Origin of the sequence: Shewanella psychrophila, assembly GCF_002005305.1 — a bacterium.
GTDB classification, from domain to species: Bacteria; Pseudomonadota; Gammaproteobacteria; order Enterobacterales; family Shewanellaceae; genus Shewanella; species Shewanella psychrophila.
The window spans coordinates 5,847,654-5,863,240 of sequence record NZ_CP014782.1; the positions used below are offsets into that span (position 1 = coordinate 5,847,654).

Annotated in this window: 16 protein-coding genes and 1 pseudogene; 14 read left to right on the forward strand and 3 right to left on the reverse strand. The window is 45.0% G+C overall.

Annotated elements, in window-relative coordinates; all coding sequences use genetic code 11:
* Positions 1-54 precede the first annotated feature (54 nt).
* Positions 55-873: an ATP-binding cassette domain-containing protein gene (locus sps_RS25590; protein ID WP_077755078.1), complete on the reverse strand. Its 819-nt coding sequence runs from the start codon at positions 871-873 to the stop codon at positions 55-57.
* Between the two features lie 179 nt (positions 874-1,052).
* Here sps_RS25590 and sps_RS25595 point away from each other — a divergent pair, with 179 nt between their 5' ends.
* The 12 genes and pseudogenes from sps_RS25595 (at position 1,053) to mgtE (ending at position 10,791) form a co-directional block, all read left to right on the forward strand.
* Positions 1,053-2,012, forward strand: a complete 960-nt coding sequence (locus sps_RS25595) for a calcium/sodium antiporter (RefSeq protein WP_077755079.1) — start codon at positions 1,053-1,055, stop codon at positions 2,010-2,012.
* 37 nt (positions 2,013-2,049) lie between these two features.
* On the forward strand, positions 2,050-3,027 hold the full coding sequence (locus sps_RS25600; protein ID WP_077755080.1) for a KpsF/GutQ family sugar-phosphate isomerase: 978 nt from the start codon (positions 2,050-2,052) through the stop codon (positions 3,025-3,027).
* Position 3,028: 1 nt separating this feature from the next.
* Entirely contained in the window at positions 3,029-3,586 is a 558-nt protein-coding gene (kdsC, locus tag sps_RS25605) for a 3-deoxy-manno-octulosonate-8-phosphatase KdsC (protein WP_077755081.1), read from the forward strand.
* The gene (lptC, locus tag sps_RS25610) at positions 3,583-4,140 is read left to right on the forward strand and encodes an LPS export ABC transporter periplasmic protein LptC (protein ID WP_077755082.1); all 558 of its coding nucleotides are present in this window, start codon (positions 3,583-3,585) and stop codon (positions 4,138-4,140) included. The genes kdsC and lptC overlap by 4 nt, the downstream gene beginning before the upstream one ends.
* 110 nt (positions 4,141-4,250) lie before the next feature.
* Positions 4,251-4,793: pseudogene (gene lptA, locus sps_RS25615) on the forward strand (lipopolysaccharide transport periplasmic protein LptA); the annotation flags it as partial.
* Between the two features lie 104 nt (positions 4,794-4,897).
* Positions 4,898-5,629: an LPS export ABC transporter ATP-binding protein gene (gene lptB / locus sps_RS25620; RefSeq protein WP_077755084.1), complete on the forward strand. Its 732-nt coding sequence runs from the start codon at positions 4,898-4,900 to the stop codon at positions 5,627-5,629.
* Positions 5,630-5,780: 151 nt separating this feature from the next.
* A complete protein-coding gene (locus sps_RS25625; protein WP_077755085.1) occupies positions 5,781-7,259 on the forward strand; it encodes an RNA polymerase factor sigma-54 in 1,479 nt (492 codons plus the stop codon).
* A gap of 218 nt (positions 7,260-7,477) precedes the next feature.
* Entirely contained in the window at positions 7,478-7,765 is a 288-nt protein-coding gene (gene hpf, locus sps_RS25630) for a ribosome hibernation promoting factor (protein ID WP_077755086.1), read from the forward strand.
* Between the two features lie 2 nt (positions 7,766-7,767).
* Positions 7,768-8,211: a PTS IIA-like nitrogen regulatory protein PtsN gene (gene ptsN, locus sps_RS25635; RefSeq protein ID WP_077755087.1), complete on the forward strand. Its 444-nt coding sequence runs from the start codon at positions 7,768-7,770 to the stop codon at positions 8,209-8,211.
* Positions 8,208-9,056 carry an RNase adapter RapZ gene (rapZ, locus tag sps_RS25640; protein WP_077755088.1) on the forward strand — a complete coding sequence of 283 codons (849 nt, stop codon included), beginning with the start codon at positions 8,208-8,210 and terminating at the stop codon, positions 9,054-9,056. Before ptsN ends, rapZ begins: the two co-directional genes overlap by 4 nt.
* A complete protein-coding gene (locus sps_RS25645) occupies positions 9,049-9,324 on the forward strand; it encodes an HPr family phosphocarrier protein (protein ID WP_077755089.1) in 276 nt (91 codons plus the stop codon). The genes rapZ and sps_RS25645 overlap by 8 nt, the downstream gene beginning before the upstream one ends.
* A gap of 105 nt (positions 9,325-9,429) precedes the next feature.
* Positions 9,430-10,791, forward strand: a complete 1,362-nt coding sequence (gene mgtE, locus sps_RS25650) for a magnesium transporter (protein WP_077755090.1) — start codon at positions 9,430-9,432, stop codon at positions 10,789-10,791.
* 101 nt (positions 10,792-10,892) lie between these two features.
* On the opposite strand, the gene sps_RS25655 is transcribed toward mgtE, so the two are convergent.
* On the reverse strand, positions 10,893-11,561 hold the full coding sequence (locus sps_RS25655; protein ID WP_149027449.1) for a YiaD family glycine zipper/OmpA-like lipoprotein: 669 nt from the start codon (positions 11,559-11,561) through the stop codon (positions 10,893-10,895).
* 271 nt (positions 11,562-11,832) lie between these two features.
* On the opposite strand from sps_RS25655, the gene sps_RS25660 reads away from it, so the two are divergent.
* Positions 11,833-12,540, forward strand: a complete 708-nt coding sequence (locus tag sps_RS25660; protein ID WP_077755091.1) for a response regulator transcription factor — start codon at positions 11,833-11,835, stop codon at positions 12,538-12,540.
* Complete coding sequence (locus tag sps_RS25665) at positions 12,527-13,816, forward strand: sensor histidine kinase (RefSeq protein WP_077755092.1); 1,290 nt, start codon at positions 12,527-12,529, stop codon at positions 13,814-13,816. The genes sps_RS25660 and sps_RS25665 overlap by 14 nt, the downstream gene beginning before the upstream one ends.
* Before the next feature lie 33 nt (positions 13,817-13,849).
* On the opposite strand, the gene sps_RS25670 is transcribed toward sps_RS25665, so the two are convergent.
* The gene (locus tag sps_RS25670) at positions 13,850-15,475 is read right to left on the reverse strand and encodes an FG-GAP repeat domain-containing protein (RefSeq protein WP_077755093.1); all 1,626 of its coding nucleotides are present in this window, start codon (positions 15,473-15,475) and stop codon (positions 13,850-13,852) included.
* Between the last annotated feature and the right edge of the window lie 112 nt (positions 15,476-15,587).

The window sequence follows — 15,587 nt, forward strand, 5'->3', positions numbered from 1 at the left end:
CAGCCCTCTTTACATTAGATGGAGACATTGTCGATTTACTAATATATTTATCTGTCACTGACCGACTAACTCCTGAGCATAATTAGATGCAGGAAAATGAAAAGGCACCGGGCCATCAGGTTCACCACCAATAAATTGTTTAAGCAGCTCATTATCAGCGACTCGTAACTCCTCGGGAGTACCTTGAGCTATCACTCGCTTATCGGCCATCACATAGACATAATCGGCAATGCCTAAGACTTCCTGCACATCATGAGATATCACTACGGAGGTGAGCCCCAATACGGCAGAAAGCTCTTTGATAAGCTTCACCAGAACCCCCATGGAAATAGGATCTTGACCCGCAAAAGGCTCATCATACATCACCATATCAGGCTCGAGAGCAATCGCTCTGGCAAGTGCCACCCGGCGCTGCATCCCTCCAGAAAGCTCGCTAGGCATCATTTTTGCTGTGCCTCTTAAACCAACGGCCTCTAATTTCATCAGTACTATGCGGGCAATAATTTCTTCTGCGAGTCCTGAATGCTCACGCAAAGCAAATGCCACATTGTCGAACACATTCATATCGGTAAACAGGGCTCCACTCTGAAAAAGCATGCTCATGCGCTTGCGCAGTACAAAAAGCTCCCCGCGGCGACACTTATGCACATCCTTGCCATCGAACAATACCGAACCAGATTCAGGCGTTAACTGCCCACCAATCAATTTGAGCAGGGTCGTCTTGCCTATTCCACTCGGGCCCATGATCGCCGTGATCTTACCTCTAGGAATAGAGAGACTAATATCATCAAAAATGATGTGGTCACCGCGACTAAATTTTAAGTTGCGGATCTCGACCAATGAGTTAGGTTTTGGTGACACTTCTAAGTTCATACCGCATCCATTACGTACAAGCACCTAGGGAAGGCAAACGAGTCTGACAGAAACTGAGCAGTAAATTGTACGTAATTGCGCTAATAGGCACAACTGAATCGACACTATCTTGCCTCAATACTTTCATTTTCATTCAAATCCAGCGAAAATGCCCGCAAGTCATTTTAGAATTGAAATAGATGTTATTTAATATTTTCATGCTTATTGCAGGATTGGGTGTTTTGGTATGGAGCGCCGACAAGTTTGTCTATGGTGCGGCTGCCTTCGCTCGAAACCTCGGACTTCCGCCGATGTTGATCGGATTGACCATAGTGGCAATGGGCAGTTCTGCTCCCGAAATGTTCGTCGCAGCCACCGCATCAATGGAGGGCATGACCGATACAGCCATTGGCAACGTATTGGGGTCAAATATCGCTAATATCACCTTGATATTAGGAATAACAGCACTGTTAGGAGTCATTTCAGTACGCTCCCAAACCTTAATGCGGGAAATACCTTTAATGTTGGCCGCCACGGCTATCGCGGGTTACTTCCTCCATGATGGTCTTTTAACACGCATGGAAGGCGTCATGTTGATGGGACTCTTCTTCATCCTTATGGGTTATCTTATCTGGCATGGCTTAACTAACAAGAAACTTGACACACTCGAAGCTGAAGCCGATGAGGAAATACCTACGGGCGTCCCTACTCACAAGGCGGTTCTCTGGCTAGTTGTGGGTATTATTTTATTACCTCTGTCGGCCGACTGGATGGTTCAGGGCGCAGTAGGTATCGCCAAAGCCTATCATCTGTCGGATCTTGTTATCGGTTTAACTATCATAGCCATAGGCACAAGTTTGCCTGAGCTTGCGGCTTGTGTCGCCGGCGTGCTGAAGAAAGAAGACGATCTGGCAATTGGTAATATTGTAGGCTCAAATCTATTCAATATCCTCGCCGTACTTGCCCTGCCCGGTTTAATCGCGCCAGGGGAAGTCGACGCAGCAGCCAGTACCCGAGATTTCTATATGGTAATGGCCACGAGTAGCGCCCTTGCCATACTCATTTTACTGAGTGGTCGTGCAAGAGCATTAAAGCCTTGGCATGGAGGCGTGTTACTCTTGACCTTTATCTCATATCAACTAGTCCTTTTTCTTGCTTAACAAGACTAGAACAGCCTGAATAAACAGAGAGATTGAAATGCTAGATGTAAATAAATTACGCCAGTGGGGCAAGAAAGTTATCGATGCCGAGCGAAAGGCTCTCGATAACTTATATCAATATGTAGATTCTGCTGAGTTTGCGACTGCGTGTAAATTGATCTTTGAGTGCACCGGTAAGGTCATTGTCATGGGAATGGGCAAATCAGGTCATATCGGCAATAAAATTTCAGCGACTTTTGCCAGCACAGGAACACCCGCATTTTTCGTTCATCCAGGTGAAGCCAGTCATGGCGATCTTGGCGTGCTCAGTGAGAACGATATCATCTTAGCCATCTCCAATTCGGGAGAGGCTGCCGAGATCTTAACCTTGATGCCGGTGATTAAGCGTATGGGTCTGCCTATCATTGCAGTTACAGGTAAACCGCAATCTACCATGGCTAAACATTCTGTGGTACACCTGTGTATCGAAGTACCCGAGGAGGCTTGCCCTCTAGGACTCGCTCCCACATCCAGCACCACGGCAACGCTTGTGATGGGCGACGCCCTGGCTGTCGCACTGCTACAGGCGAGAGGCTTTACCAAGGATGATTTCGCCCTGTCACACCCAGGTGGTATGTTAGGTCGAAAATTGCTGCTTAAAGTCAGTGATGTTATGCATAAAGGTGCTGATTTGCCGCTGGTTAAGCATAATATCTGCATCACAGATGCCCTCTATGAAATTTCTAAGAAAGGTCTGGGCATGACCGCGGTTATCGATGATGCCAATAAGCTAGTGGGTATTTTTACCGACGGCGATCTTCGCCGAGTCATAGACGCTCAGGTCAATCTGAGAAAAACATCTATATCTGATGTGATGAGTAAAGGCTGTGTCACCATATCAGAGGGCATATTGGCCGCCGAAGCACTAAAAGTAATGGATGAGAAAGATATCAATGGTCTCATCATCATAGATGATAACAACACACCTATAGGTGCATTAAACATGCTCGATATGGTTAAGGCCGGGGTAATATAAAATGAATGAATTCCATCAAAGTTTTTATGGTCCTGTAGAAGACAAGATTTGGCAGAAGGCTAAGCAGATAAAACTCCTGATCTGTGATGTAGACGGCGTATTTTCAGATGGTCTGGTCTACATGAGTAATGCTGGCGAAGAGCTCAAGACCTTCCATACCCGAGACGGATACGGGGTTAGATCTCTGCTCACCAGCGATATCCCTGTCGCGATTATCACCGGACGTAAATCCCAGATAGTTGAAGACCGTATGACAGCATTGGGAATTAAACATATCTACCAAGGTGTCGACAACAAGTTAATGCCATATCAAGAGCTCCTCTCTCTTTATGATGTGACCCCCGACCAGGTGGCTTATATAGGTGATGATATGGTTGACCTCCCCGTCATGAAAGAGGTAGGGCTTTCAGTCTGTGTCGCCGATGGTCACCCTTATGTTAAACAAGCTGCAGACTTTGTCACTAGCATCAGAGGTGGACATGGTGCCTTACGTGAATTAACGGATCTCCTACTCCTCAGCCAAGAGAAATTCGATACCGCTCAGGGTATGAGTATATGAATAGAGTGACTCTGGCCATCATAGCTTTCTTCGGAACGGCCTTGTTGCTGTATTGGCAAGTACAATCCAAGAAGAGCGATGAAGAGGTGGCTATCGATGTCAGCTTAAGACCAGATTATATTGCCGATAACCTACGCAGTGTCGAATATAATAAGCAAGGATTAGTCAACAGCCGAGTCACAGCAACCCATATGGAGCACTTTGATGAGGCCAACATGACCTATTTCACTCAGCCCATATACCTGGTTTATCCCGACGGAGGTCAAGCAAAATGGCGCCTTCAATCGACAATGGGAACACTCAATAAGAAATCAGGTAAAGTCGTTCTCGAGAACAATGTTATTATCGATTCAATAAGCCCAGAAGAACCGATCCAAACCATGAAAACCAGTTATCTGGAGCTAGATCTCCATACCATGATCATGACCTCAGATCGTGAAGTCTACATCACAGGAGATGATTTTCTTATCCAGGGCGTAGGTTTGTTCGGTGATCTTAATGCTCAAAAAGTACAATTATTGAGTAAGGTTAAAGGCATATACGAGGTCAATTAGCCTGTTTTGTACTAGCCCAAGGCCATATTTTAGAAAAACAGACCCAGACTAACAATTCCAACGCTCGATATGCGTTGTGCATAAGACAAGTAAGACATTTGAAGGACGATATGAACAAACATAACTTAATCATCGCAGCGCTACTGTGTATCACAAGTTTTAGTGGCGTTACAAAGCAAGATGATCTCATGCAAGAAGTTAAGATCTCGGCCTCGAGTCAAGAAGCCGATATTAAAAATAATCAGATGATCTTTCATGGTCCAGTGGAAGTCACGCAAGGATCGATCAAGATCTTGGCCGACGAACTCAGAGCCTCCTCTAAAGAAGATGGCGGCGGAAAAACACTTGTCGCCATAGGTGAGCCTGCGACTTACACCCAGATAATGGAAGATGGACGTCCAGCTTCTGCCAGTGCCAAAGAAATTAGATACGAGCTATCGAGCAGAACTTTAACCTTGGTAGGCAATGCCATGCTAGAGCAAGATGGTAGCCGAGTGACAGGTAATATGATTCGCTACAACATAGCTGAGCAGCAGTTGATAGCAGAAAGTACAGGCAAGGATAGGGTCATCACCATTATTCAACCGGAAAACTATCAGGATACTAGTCAAGATAAGGCGAAAGAACCCGCCACTGAGCCACTGCCGACTCAACTACCTGAAATCAAGCAAGATGAAGATAACATTCAAGCCAAGGGGCAAGAAGAAAATACTGACGTAATTCCAACTCAGCTACCTATCATCGAGCAGGAAAAACAATGAGCCAGATGACGCTAAAGGCAGTCAATCTTGCCAAGAGTTATAAAAATAGAGCCGTGGTCCAAGATGTCAGCATCACAGTGGAAACTGGGCAGATCGTCGGTCTTTTAGGCCCAAATGGTGCGGGAAAAACGACTACTTTCTACATGGTTGTAGGCTTAGTGCAAAGTGATAAGGGTAGGATCTTGATCGATGATGACGATTTGACCTTAGATCCAATGCACTTGAGGGCAAGAAAGGGCATTGGCTATCTTCCTCAAGAAGCGAGCATATTTAGAAAGTTATCGGTTCGAGATAACATTATGGCTGTCCTGCAGACTCGTTCAGACATAGATAACAATGCCCGAGAGGAACAACTCGAGAATCTTCTGGAAGAATTTAATATTACCCACATCCGAGACAGCCAAGGCATGGCGCTCTCAGGTGGTGAACGCCGACGCGTCGAGATAGCCAGGGCCTTAGCCGCTAATCCTAAGTTTATTCTCCTAGATGAGCCCTTCGCAGGTGTGGATCCGATCTCAGTTATCGACATTAAAAAAATTATCCTGCAGCTTAAAAGTCGCGGCTTAGGTGTACTGATCACCGACCATAATGTGCGTGAAACCTTAGACGTCTGTGAACGTGCTTATATCGTCAGCCACGGAAATTTAATCGCTGAAGGTACACCTGCCGAAATCTTAGACAATCAGCAAGTACGAGCTGTGTACTTAGGTGAACAATTCAAGCTATAGTTAATCATGAGGCTCATTCTTAGCGCATCAAGAAATGAGCTATTATCGACACTCGGCTGACTCAGCCTGAGGTCTAGGGGCTCAGAGAAACCCCAAACAAGTCAAAGCAGGCTTTCTCATTTTATAATTACAATGAAGGGAATAGCGGTAAATGAAAGCGTCACTCCAGCTTAAAATGGGTCAGCAGTTAACCATGACACCACAACTGCAGCAGGCTATACGTCTATTGCAACTATCGTCGCTGGAACTGCAACAAGAAATCCAACAAGCGTTAGACTCCAACCCCCTTCTCGAACTAGATGAAGAGCAAGTCGACCCCCCGGTCAATGGTGAAGACAAGACCACTGACACAGATGACTTTAGCGCCACAGCAGAGAGCGATGGCCCACTGGACAGTTCAGCGGTTGAAACCTCTGAGGCGTTAACCCAAGATTCAATGCCTGAAGAACTCCCAATGGACACGACCTGGGATGAAGTCTACACGGCGTCTCCCAATTCGAGTTCCGGCGCAATGCGCGATGACGATATGCCCTTCCAAGGTGAGACTAGCGAAGGTTTGTATGAACATCTCGAATGGCAGAAAAATCTCACACCGTTTTCAGACAACGATCTCGCCATAGCGACGGCCATCATAGACGCCATAGATGAGAGAGGCTATCTCACTCAGAGTGTTGATGACATCCTCGAAGCCATGGGTGATCCTGAAATTGAGCAAGATGAAATAGAGGCCGTACTTAAGCGCATCCAGCACTTCGATCCCATTGGAGTTGCAGCAAGGGACCTCAGTGAATGCCTAATCATTCAGCTAGCACAATATGCCGATACAACCCCACACATAGATAACGCTAGGCTACTTATAAAAGACCACCTGGATCTGATCGCCGGCCGTGATTTCCGCCTGTTAATGCGTAAGACCAAGCTCAAGGAAGATGATCTCAAACAAGCCATTGAGTTAATCCAGACACTTAATCCCCGTCCCGGATTGGCAATTACCCCAGGAAAAGATGAATATGTCATCCCTGATGTCACTGTGACCAAGAAGAAAGGTCGCTGGGTAGTTGAGTTAAATCCAGACAATATGCCGAAGATCAATGTCAATCAACACTATGCTTCCATGGCTAAAAGCACTAAAAATCAGGCTGATGGTCAATTTATTCGAGGGCATCTACAAGAGGCAAAGTGGTTTATTAAGAGCCTTGAGAGCCGCAACGACACTTTACTGAAAGTCTCGAACTGTATCGTTAAATTCCAGCAAGGCTTCTTCGAGTATGGTGAAGAAGCCATGAAACCTATGGTATTAAACGATATAGCCGAAGCCGTTGAGATGCATGAATCCACCATTTCCCGGGTCACCACACAAAAATATATGCACACCCCTAGGGGTATATTTGAGCTGAAATATTTTTTCTCCAGCCATGTGGGGACCGATGATGGCGGAGAGTGTTCATCTACCGCTATTCGTGCTTTCATAAAGAAATTGGTCGCAGCCGAAAACCAGCAGAAGCCACTCAGCGACAGTAAGATGGCCTTGCTATTAGCGGAGCAGGGAATTAAGGTCGCCAGACGCACCATAGCTAAGTATCGTGAAGCCATGTTGATTCCACCATCGAATCAACGTAAGAGTTTGTAGAAAAAGGAAATAAGGTCATACCTAACTAACAGTTCTAGTTTAGTGACTGACCTGATTAGCTCTCATGTTGTGAGCTAATCACCAGAAGCGGCCTGTAGTCGATAATAGTTAGGCTCAACTCCTGGTATAACAGGGAATTATGTTGTGAGTTAAATCCCTAAAGATTTACCTAAAATCAACCTAAGAGTGAAACAATCGGAAACTGGAGGAGTATTTCTATGCAAATAAACCTAACTGGACACCATATAGAGATCACTAAATCGCTAAGACATTATGTCGAAGAAAAGTTCACTAAGCTTGAACGACATTTCGATCAGATCAATAATGTGCACGTTATTTTAAATGTTCAGAAAATGCAGCAAAAAGCCGAAGCTAAACTCCACCTTGCTGGTGGTGAGGTTTTCGCTATGTCAGAGAATGCTGACATGTATGCCGCTATCGACTCCCTGATTGATAAGCTCGACCGTCAGGTTATTAAACACAAAGAGAAGCTAACAAAGCATTAATAATGGAATTAAGCACCATTCTGCAGCCGGAGTGTACTACTTGCGCCACTCCGGGCAGTAAGAAAAAGGTACTGGAACTCATCAGCGATCTTGCCGCTGTCCAGTATCCAACCCTATCCTCACAAGAGATTTTTGAAAGTCTTTTGGCGAGAGAGAAAATGGGAAGCACAGGTATAGGTAATGGTATTGCGATTCCTCATGGTAGGCTAAGCAATATAAGTCAGCCGGTTGCGGTATTAATCAAGTGTGAAGAGCCTATCTCCTTCGACGCTATTGATAAACAACCTGTGGACATACTATTTGCACTTTTAGTACCTGCGGATCAATGTGAGCAGCACCTGAGTACTCTGTCATCCATGGCCGAAAAACTCAATAACAAGCTTATAGTGAAACAGTTACGAAAAACTCAAGATGAGTCAGAACTCTATCAGGTAATAACACAATGAAATTGGTGATGGTATCCGGTCGTTCCGGTTCGGGAAAATCTGTCGTACTCAGGGTCTTAGAAGATCTAGGTTACTACTGTGTCGATAATCTTCCTCTCCCCCTGATGGATACCTTGCTCGAACAACTCAAGGGCAGTACAGATCTCGTTGCCATTAGTGTCGACGTGCGTAATATGCCAGAGCAAGATAAAGAGCTGGAGAAGCAACTTGCTAACCTGCCAGAAGGTACAGAATTACTCAGTTTCTTCTTAAACTCCAGCGATGAAGTGCTTCTGAAGCGTTACAGTGAAACCCGAAGATTACACCCTCTATCCCGCACTAAAACTTCTCTTAAAGAGGCGATAGAGCATGAAAGAGAACTGCTTGAACCCGTCTCTAAGATGGTCGATCATTACATAGATACATCAAACCTGAATATCTATGATCTGAGTGACAAAATCCGTGAAATTCTCTTAGGCAGTGTCGATAAAGAGCTAGTGATCAATTTCGAGTCTTTTGGCTTCAAATATGGGATGCCAACCGAGGCCGACTTTATGTTTGACGTTCGGTTCTTACCAAACCCGCATTGGGAACCTGAACTAAGACCCATGACAGGATTAGATGAGCCAGTGCAACTATTTTTGAGCCAACAACCCACAGTCAATAAGTTTATCTGGCAAATAGAAAACTTACTTGCGACTTGGTTACCTCATCTGGAAAGAAACAACCGTAGTTACCTTACCATCGCCATAGGCTGTACTGGTGGTCAACATAGATCTGTTTATGTCACTGAACAATTAGCTAGGCTATTTGGTAACAGTAAGCATAAAATTCAGGCGCGTCATCGTGAATTGGACAATGACTAAATTGGAACGCCAAGTCACCATATGCAATAAACTAGGTCTCCATGCCAGAGCCGCAACCAAACTCGCCATCTTAGCTTCCGAGTTTGACGCTGAGATAACCATAGTGCAGGGAGAGAAGAAAGCCTCAGCTGCCAGCGTATTAGGCTTATTGATGCTAGAAACTGGCATGGGAAAAACCATCACGCTACAAGGTGAAGGTCAAGATGCCGATGCCGCACTAGATGCAATATGTGCATTAGTGGATGCCAAGTTTGATGAAGCAAGTTAACCTAACCCTTTAATCTACTCACACTGTAATCGTCCTTTCTTTTATAAATTAGCTAGTTAAGCCTAGTCTAAAACAAACCGTAAAATCATCAAAGGAGGGTCAACTATGCCGATAGAAGTACTAGACAGTGAAACAACAGATCAACGTCTAAATCAGCTCACCCAGGCCCTTGGTAATGGTATGTTTGTCCATGTCAGAAACATGCTCCATGATATGGCAGCGCCGGATGTGGCCTTTATTTTAGAATCATCTCCACCAAGAACGCGTCAGGTGTTGTGGCAACTAATCGATCTTGATCATACCGGAGAGATCTTAGATGAGTTAGGTGAGGAGCTAAAAGATAGCCTCATCAAGCAGATGACACCTGAACGAGTCGCGAAAGCTGCGGAAGGCATGGATACCGACGATCTCGCTTATATCCTACGTAGCTTACCAGACAGTGTCTTCAATAAAGTCCTCCAGTCCATGAGCAGTCAAGATAGGACAAGAGTGGAGCAGGCTCTATCCTACCCGGATGACACCGCTGGCAGTATCATGAATACCGATACAGTTACCCTTCGACCCGACGTTAACATAGATGTGATTCTGCGTTACCTTAGAATTAGGGGCAAGTTACCGGAAGCGACTGACACCTTCTATGTCGTCGATAAACGTGACAGTTTACTCGGTGGCGTCAGAATTTCAGATTTACTCACCTGTAACCCAGACGCTTCTGTCAGAGAGATTATGGTCTCAGATCTTGAGGGCATTCCAGTTGGAATGAATGACAGCGAAGTGGCGCAATTATTTGAACGCCACGATTGGATCTCGGCTCCCGTGATCGGTGAGGATAATCAGCTATTGGGCAGAATAACCATCGATGATGTCGTCGATATCATTAGGGAGGATGCCGAGCACTCCATGATGGGCATGGCGGGTATGGATGAAGATAGCGATACCTTTGGCCCGGTTTTAAAGAGTACTCTCCAGCGCTCTCTATGGCTGACTATCAACCTATTTGCCGCCCTCTTGGCTGCGTCTGTCAGTAATATGTTCGAAGGCACGCTGGAACAATTTGCCACCATCGCGATTCTGATGACCATAGTGCCTAGCATGGGAGGTGTCGCCGGTAATCAGACTTTAGCCTTAGTGATTCGAGGGATTGCACTGGGTCAGATAGGACAGAGTAACTCTCGATGGCTGATAGGCAAGGAGCTAGCAATCGGCTTCATCAATGGCTTGTTATGGTCTGTACTGGTATTCGCGGCCGTATGGCTCTGGAAGGGTGATATCGCCTTAGGTGCACTCATAGGCGGAGCCATGCTTATTAATATGACTGTTGCAGGTTTTGCCGGTGCCAGTATCCCATTACTGCTTAAAAAGATGAATATCGACCCTGCGCTCGCTGGCGGCATGGTACTAACAACTGTCACAGATGTGATTGGTTTATTCGCCTTCCTCGGGCTGGCCACCTTCTTTTTACTCTAATTATACTTTTATTCTTTAGCGGACAAAATGTTCAAAATTAAGGCTTAAGAAGAAAAAGGCTTCCCTTGGGAAGCCTTTTTAGGAACTGTAGTAAACAGAAATTAACTTTGAGGCAGTGGACTTAAGATAATCTCCACACGGCGGTTTTGCGATCTGCCTTCTGCGGTAGTATTACTAGCGATTGGTCTCGCCTCCCCTATACCTTCCGACTTCACTCTGGCATATTCCACTTTCTGAGCTACAAGATAATTACCCACTTCGATGGCACGAATTTTCGAAAGACGCAGATTATATGACTCAGAACCTGAACTGTCCGTATAACCCAATACGTTGAGTTGAGTCTGATCATACTCTTTTGCCACTAAGGCCACGCTATTAAGCACGTTTTTAGCCCCAGGGTTAAGATGAACCTCATCGACTCCAAAGGTAACTTCATTAGGCATATTCAACACAATATTGTCACCAGAGCGAGTCACACTCACACCCGTAGACTGAAGCTGCTTTCTTAATTCGGCTTCTTGGGTATCCATGTAATAACCGATACCGCCACCCAATGCCGCACCGGAGGCAGCACCGATCAGGGCGCCCTTGCCACGATCACTCTTACTAGAAGATGCTACTCCAATAGCTGCGCCCGCAATCGCGCCGATTAAAGCACCATTGGTCGCTTTGGCGTTTTGGCCTTCGTTAGTATAAGGATTTGTCGTCTGGCAACCTGCAACTAAAATACTAGTAGCAAGAACAGCGACACTGAGTACTGACTTATTCATTTTTTTTATCACAAAGAACTCCAAAATATCCTGATAAATTGACACTCAAGATATACAACAGGGTAAATACCGTTTACATTTTGTAAATCGAATGATGCTCAGTATATAAATTCCCTATGAATAAACAAATACTCATAGGTTAACTGTTCACTATTTGAGCTTAACATTTGTTCATGATGCGCCTAATGCATCGACTTGTTACCAAGTCGACATTTTTTACACGCTTACATGAGATAATTCTCGGCTCTAAGAGAACAATAGGTAAGGTAGCGTGAGGTCAAAACTATTAATCGTTGAAGATAATCAAGATGTCGCAGGTATTCTTGCCGACTATTTTGAAGTGCAGGGAACAGAAGTCGATTTCGCTACCAATGGCGAACTCGGGTTTAAGCTTGCCCTCGAATCCAATTTCGACGCCATCATATTGGATTTAATGCTGCCTAAGATGGATGGCCTCAGTGTCGCTAAAGAACTCAGAAAGCAGGGCTGCACCACACCGATCCTCATGTTAACCGCACTCGATGATAAACAAGATATGCTCAACGGATTCGAATCAGGGGCTGACGACTATCTAGCCAAACCTTTCGACTTAGATGTACTCAATGCCCGAGTGAAAGCATTAATTAAACGACAGCAAGGAAGGGTCGCCTTAGGCATACTACAATACGGCAACCTCGAGCTAAACACGGCAGAACATCAAGTCTATCGCAACGGAACTAAGCTTATTCTGACCCCCGCATGCTATCAAATATTACAATTATTGATGAAACGTGCGCCGAATGTGGTCAAACGTGAAGAGCTTATCGAGGAATTATGGGGTGATATGCCACCAAGTAGTGACATATTGCGTAGCCATATGTACCAACTCCGCAATCAATTAGATAAGCCATTTTCCGAGTCAATGCTGGTCACGGTGCCAAAAATAGGCTTTAAGCTTCAACAAGAAACATCAATTAACAAAACTGATGAAAACCTCTAAAGCACTTAGCTCCACGGCCCAGAGCTTAACGAAGAAATTAAGCCTCTATTTCAATGCTATCGCTCTGCTTATCGGCATATTAGTTTTTGCTCTTAGTCAGGCGGGACTCTACTGGCTAGAAGATGAGATAAACAAGCGCAATTTACAACAGACAGCAGATTTTGCCATCGACCGATTTCAGCAAGGGGCAAGTTCTCCTCTCACCATAGGCCCTAATATTTTAGCCTATGATTCTACCGAGTCATTGCCTAAGCAATTCCAACAGCTCTCCCAATACCCCATGGGATACAATGATGAAATCACCGATGAGATAGCTCACGACCTCTTTTTCTATCACGCTAGCTTCGATTTCGAAGGTGACACTAAGCCCCTCTTCTTAACTATGGAGGCAGAAACAGTCGAGCTCAGCTCTGATGAATGGCGATATATCAACTTCGCCTCTCTCGCCATCATGATACTTCTCTACCTGGCATTCGACTTCGCCATATCAAAATTATCGAAACGCTTGGTACAGCCGGTCAATCAACTCAGTCAACAGCTTAAATCCGCCCAAAGAGAAACGAACTTCTCAGTCCCCGAGGGGTCGGCATTAGAGTTTACAGAGCTGTCTAATAGCCTCAACAAATATCGCAACCAAAATGAAATCCTGATAAAACAAGAGCAGTCTTTCGCCAAATATGCCAGCCATGAGTTGAGAACCCCTTTAACCGTTATTCAGGGAGCGACTAAGCTGCTCGATAAGAGTGCAGATCCTGAATTTCAACTTAGACAGAGAGACAGAATTGCTAAGGCTGCGACCGATATGCAACACACAATTGAAGCCCTGTTAAGTCTGGTCAAACAGGAGCAAACCAGAGAGAATTCCACCAGTAGAAAATTGACCGAAAAAGAGATAAAGCTGATCTTAGAGGAGGTCTCCCCTCTGGCTAAATACAAGCATCTCAAAGTTGAACTCAAATTAATTGCAGAACCAGAAATTCAGCCAAGTCCTCCCGTACTCCGAATGTTACTGATCAACTTGTTGCAGAATGCCATTAATGCCAGTGATTCTGGGGTTATCACTGTGGAAGTTTGGGAGTCTTGCATCAAAGTAGTAGATCAGGGGCGGGGGCTGAATGATTCAGAACAGAGTAAAGACGGTCATGGCTTGGGTCTCTTGATCGTCGATGCACTCTGCGAACGCTATGAATGGCAACTAATGTTAACTTCAGGAAAAGAGTCTGGCTGCATTGCTAAGCTGGCCTTTCCCAATAAAGATGAGACAGAGATTAGCTAATATTATTTAAGCCCTAACATAAAGGGTGCCTGCTCATGGAAGATGAGTCTCTGAGCTGGGATTGGCTAAAATCACCTTAAATTTATTTTGTAGTGACTCATCATCTTGCTGACCATACTTGATGATGAGATCCTCTTTTCCATCGCCATTCAAATCTTGGCTAGATACCATACCGCCATCTTGAGGCAGCTGAACACGAATTTTTTCGCTCCTCTTAACGAAAAGCCTGCCACTGTCACTACCCAGAAATATCTGTAAAGTATCATCCCCGTCAGACAGCAGCAGATCTTGCAACCCATCACCGTTAATATCCGCCAACTTGACCACAGGACTGCCACTTTGGCCTGAGGTTAGACTAAAACTCAACTCCACCTCTTTGCTTATATTGGCATCATCGGAGAACCGGCTATTCTCATCCATCTTAAACAAATACACATCCTGATCGATATTGCCCGAGATTAAGGCACCTATGATCTGAGATAAGCCGATATCGAACCCCGCCACCAGTACCTCATCCTTGTTATCGCCGTCGATATCGATAAACTCTAACCCCGTTAGGGTGCCATCGGCGCGGATCACGCTATTAGGCTTCTTTGGAAACGTCAGCTGTCCCTTGATGTTTTCACCGAGATAGATCTCGTAATCATTAACCCTATCTAGCACGCCGGAGCTCTTGGTGTAACGCACCACCATATCGGTAAAACCATCATTATTGATATCTTTGAGCTCCTCTACTTTACGGTAAACCAAGTCACTCTGATCTAACTGCTCACCGTAAGCATCTCGTTTATTCCACCAATCGAGACCACTGATAGCCAGTCGGACCGAGCTGTATTTAGCGATAGGGTCGAAATGGCCCGATTCCTTTTGTCTATATACCTCTAGCTCCCCCTCGCCTATCTTGACGATATCCGGCTTACCATCGAGATTAATGTCGGCACTATAGAGTTTTGACTGAGTGTAACGAGCACCATCATTATAGAGTCTTACTTGGGGCTTAATCGGCAGTTGTTGTCTGTGATAACTGCCATCTATTTGTGCGATAAAGAGCTCAACTCCATCAAAGTCGCTAATTATGATATCATCTAAGCCATCACCATTAAGATCACGAATAAAATCACTGCCACTGATGTAATCGGGCGTGTGCTTGAGTGACATGGAGCTAATATCGGCAACTATATGAAAGGGATTTAATTTATCACTGGGGACGAATCGAATTAAATGCTGACTAGACAGGAACATCAGCTGCTGCACGTCATCGGTCTTAGTCGCACCAGCTGACGAACGATCGTTATCACGCCCGGTTAAATCGAAGCTAGCAAGCTCACGAGGAAGTTTAACTTTTAAAGACTCGGTATACTTGCCTTCTTGTTTATCGAAAGAAAAAACGGTTAACCACTTCTGCCGAGAATCATCCACACCGAAGGTGACCAGCTCCTTTCCACTAGCCGCGAGTAAATTAGCCGGCAATATTGGATGAGTCAGCTTGAAACTGGTTTCAACGCTGTGAGACTCGAGGGTTACACCTGAGTTTTTAGAAGCCGAATTAGCGCCAAACGATGCCATAGCCAATATAGGCAATAGCAGTACAGGCAATGCCAGTACGGAGGGCGCCGCTAGCATAGATAAAAAAGATGAACTGTTTCTGACTTTTTCCATTTGCAACTAACTCCAATTTCGCAATAAGCGCCTGACTTTCAGTTTCAAATCGCGCTTTAAACCAAACTTAAAACCTATGGGCTTAATCTATCGACTTTGAAAAAAAAAGAAA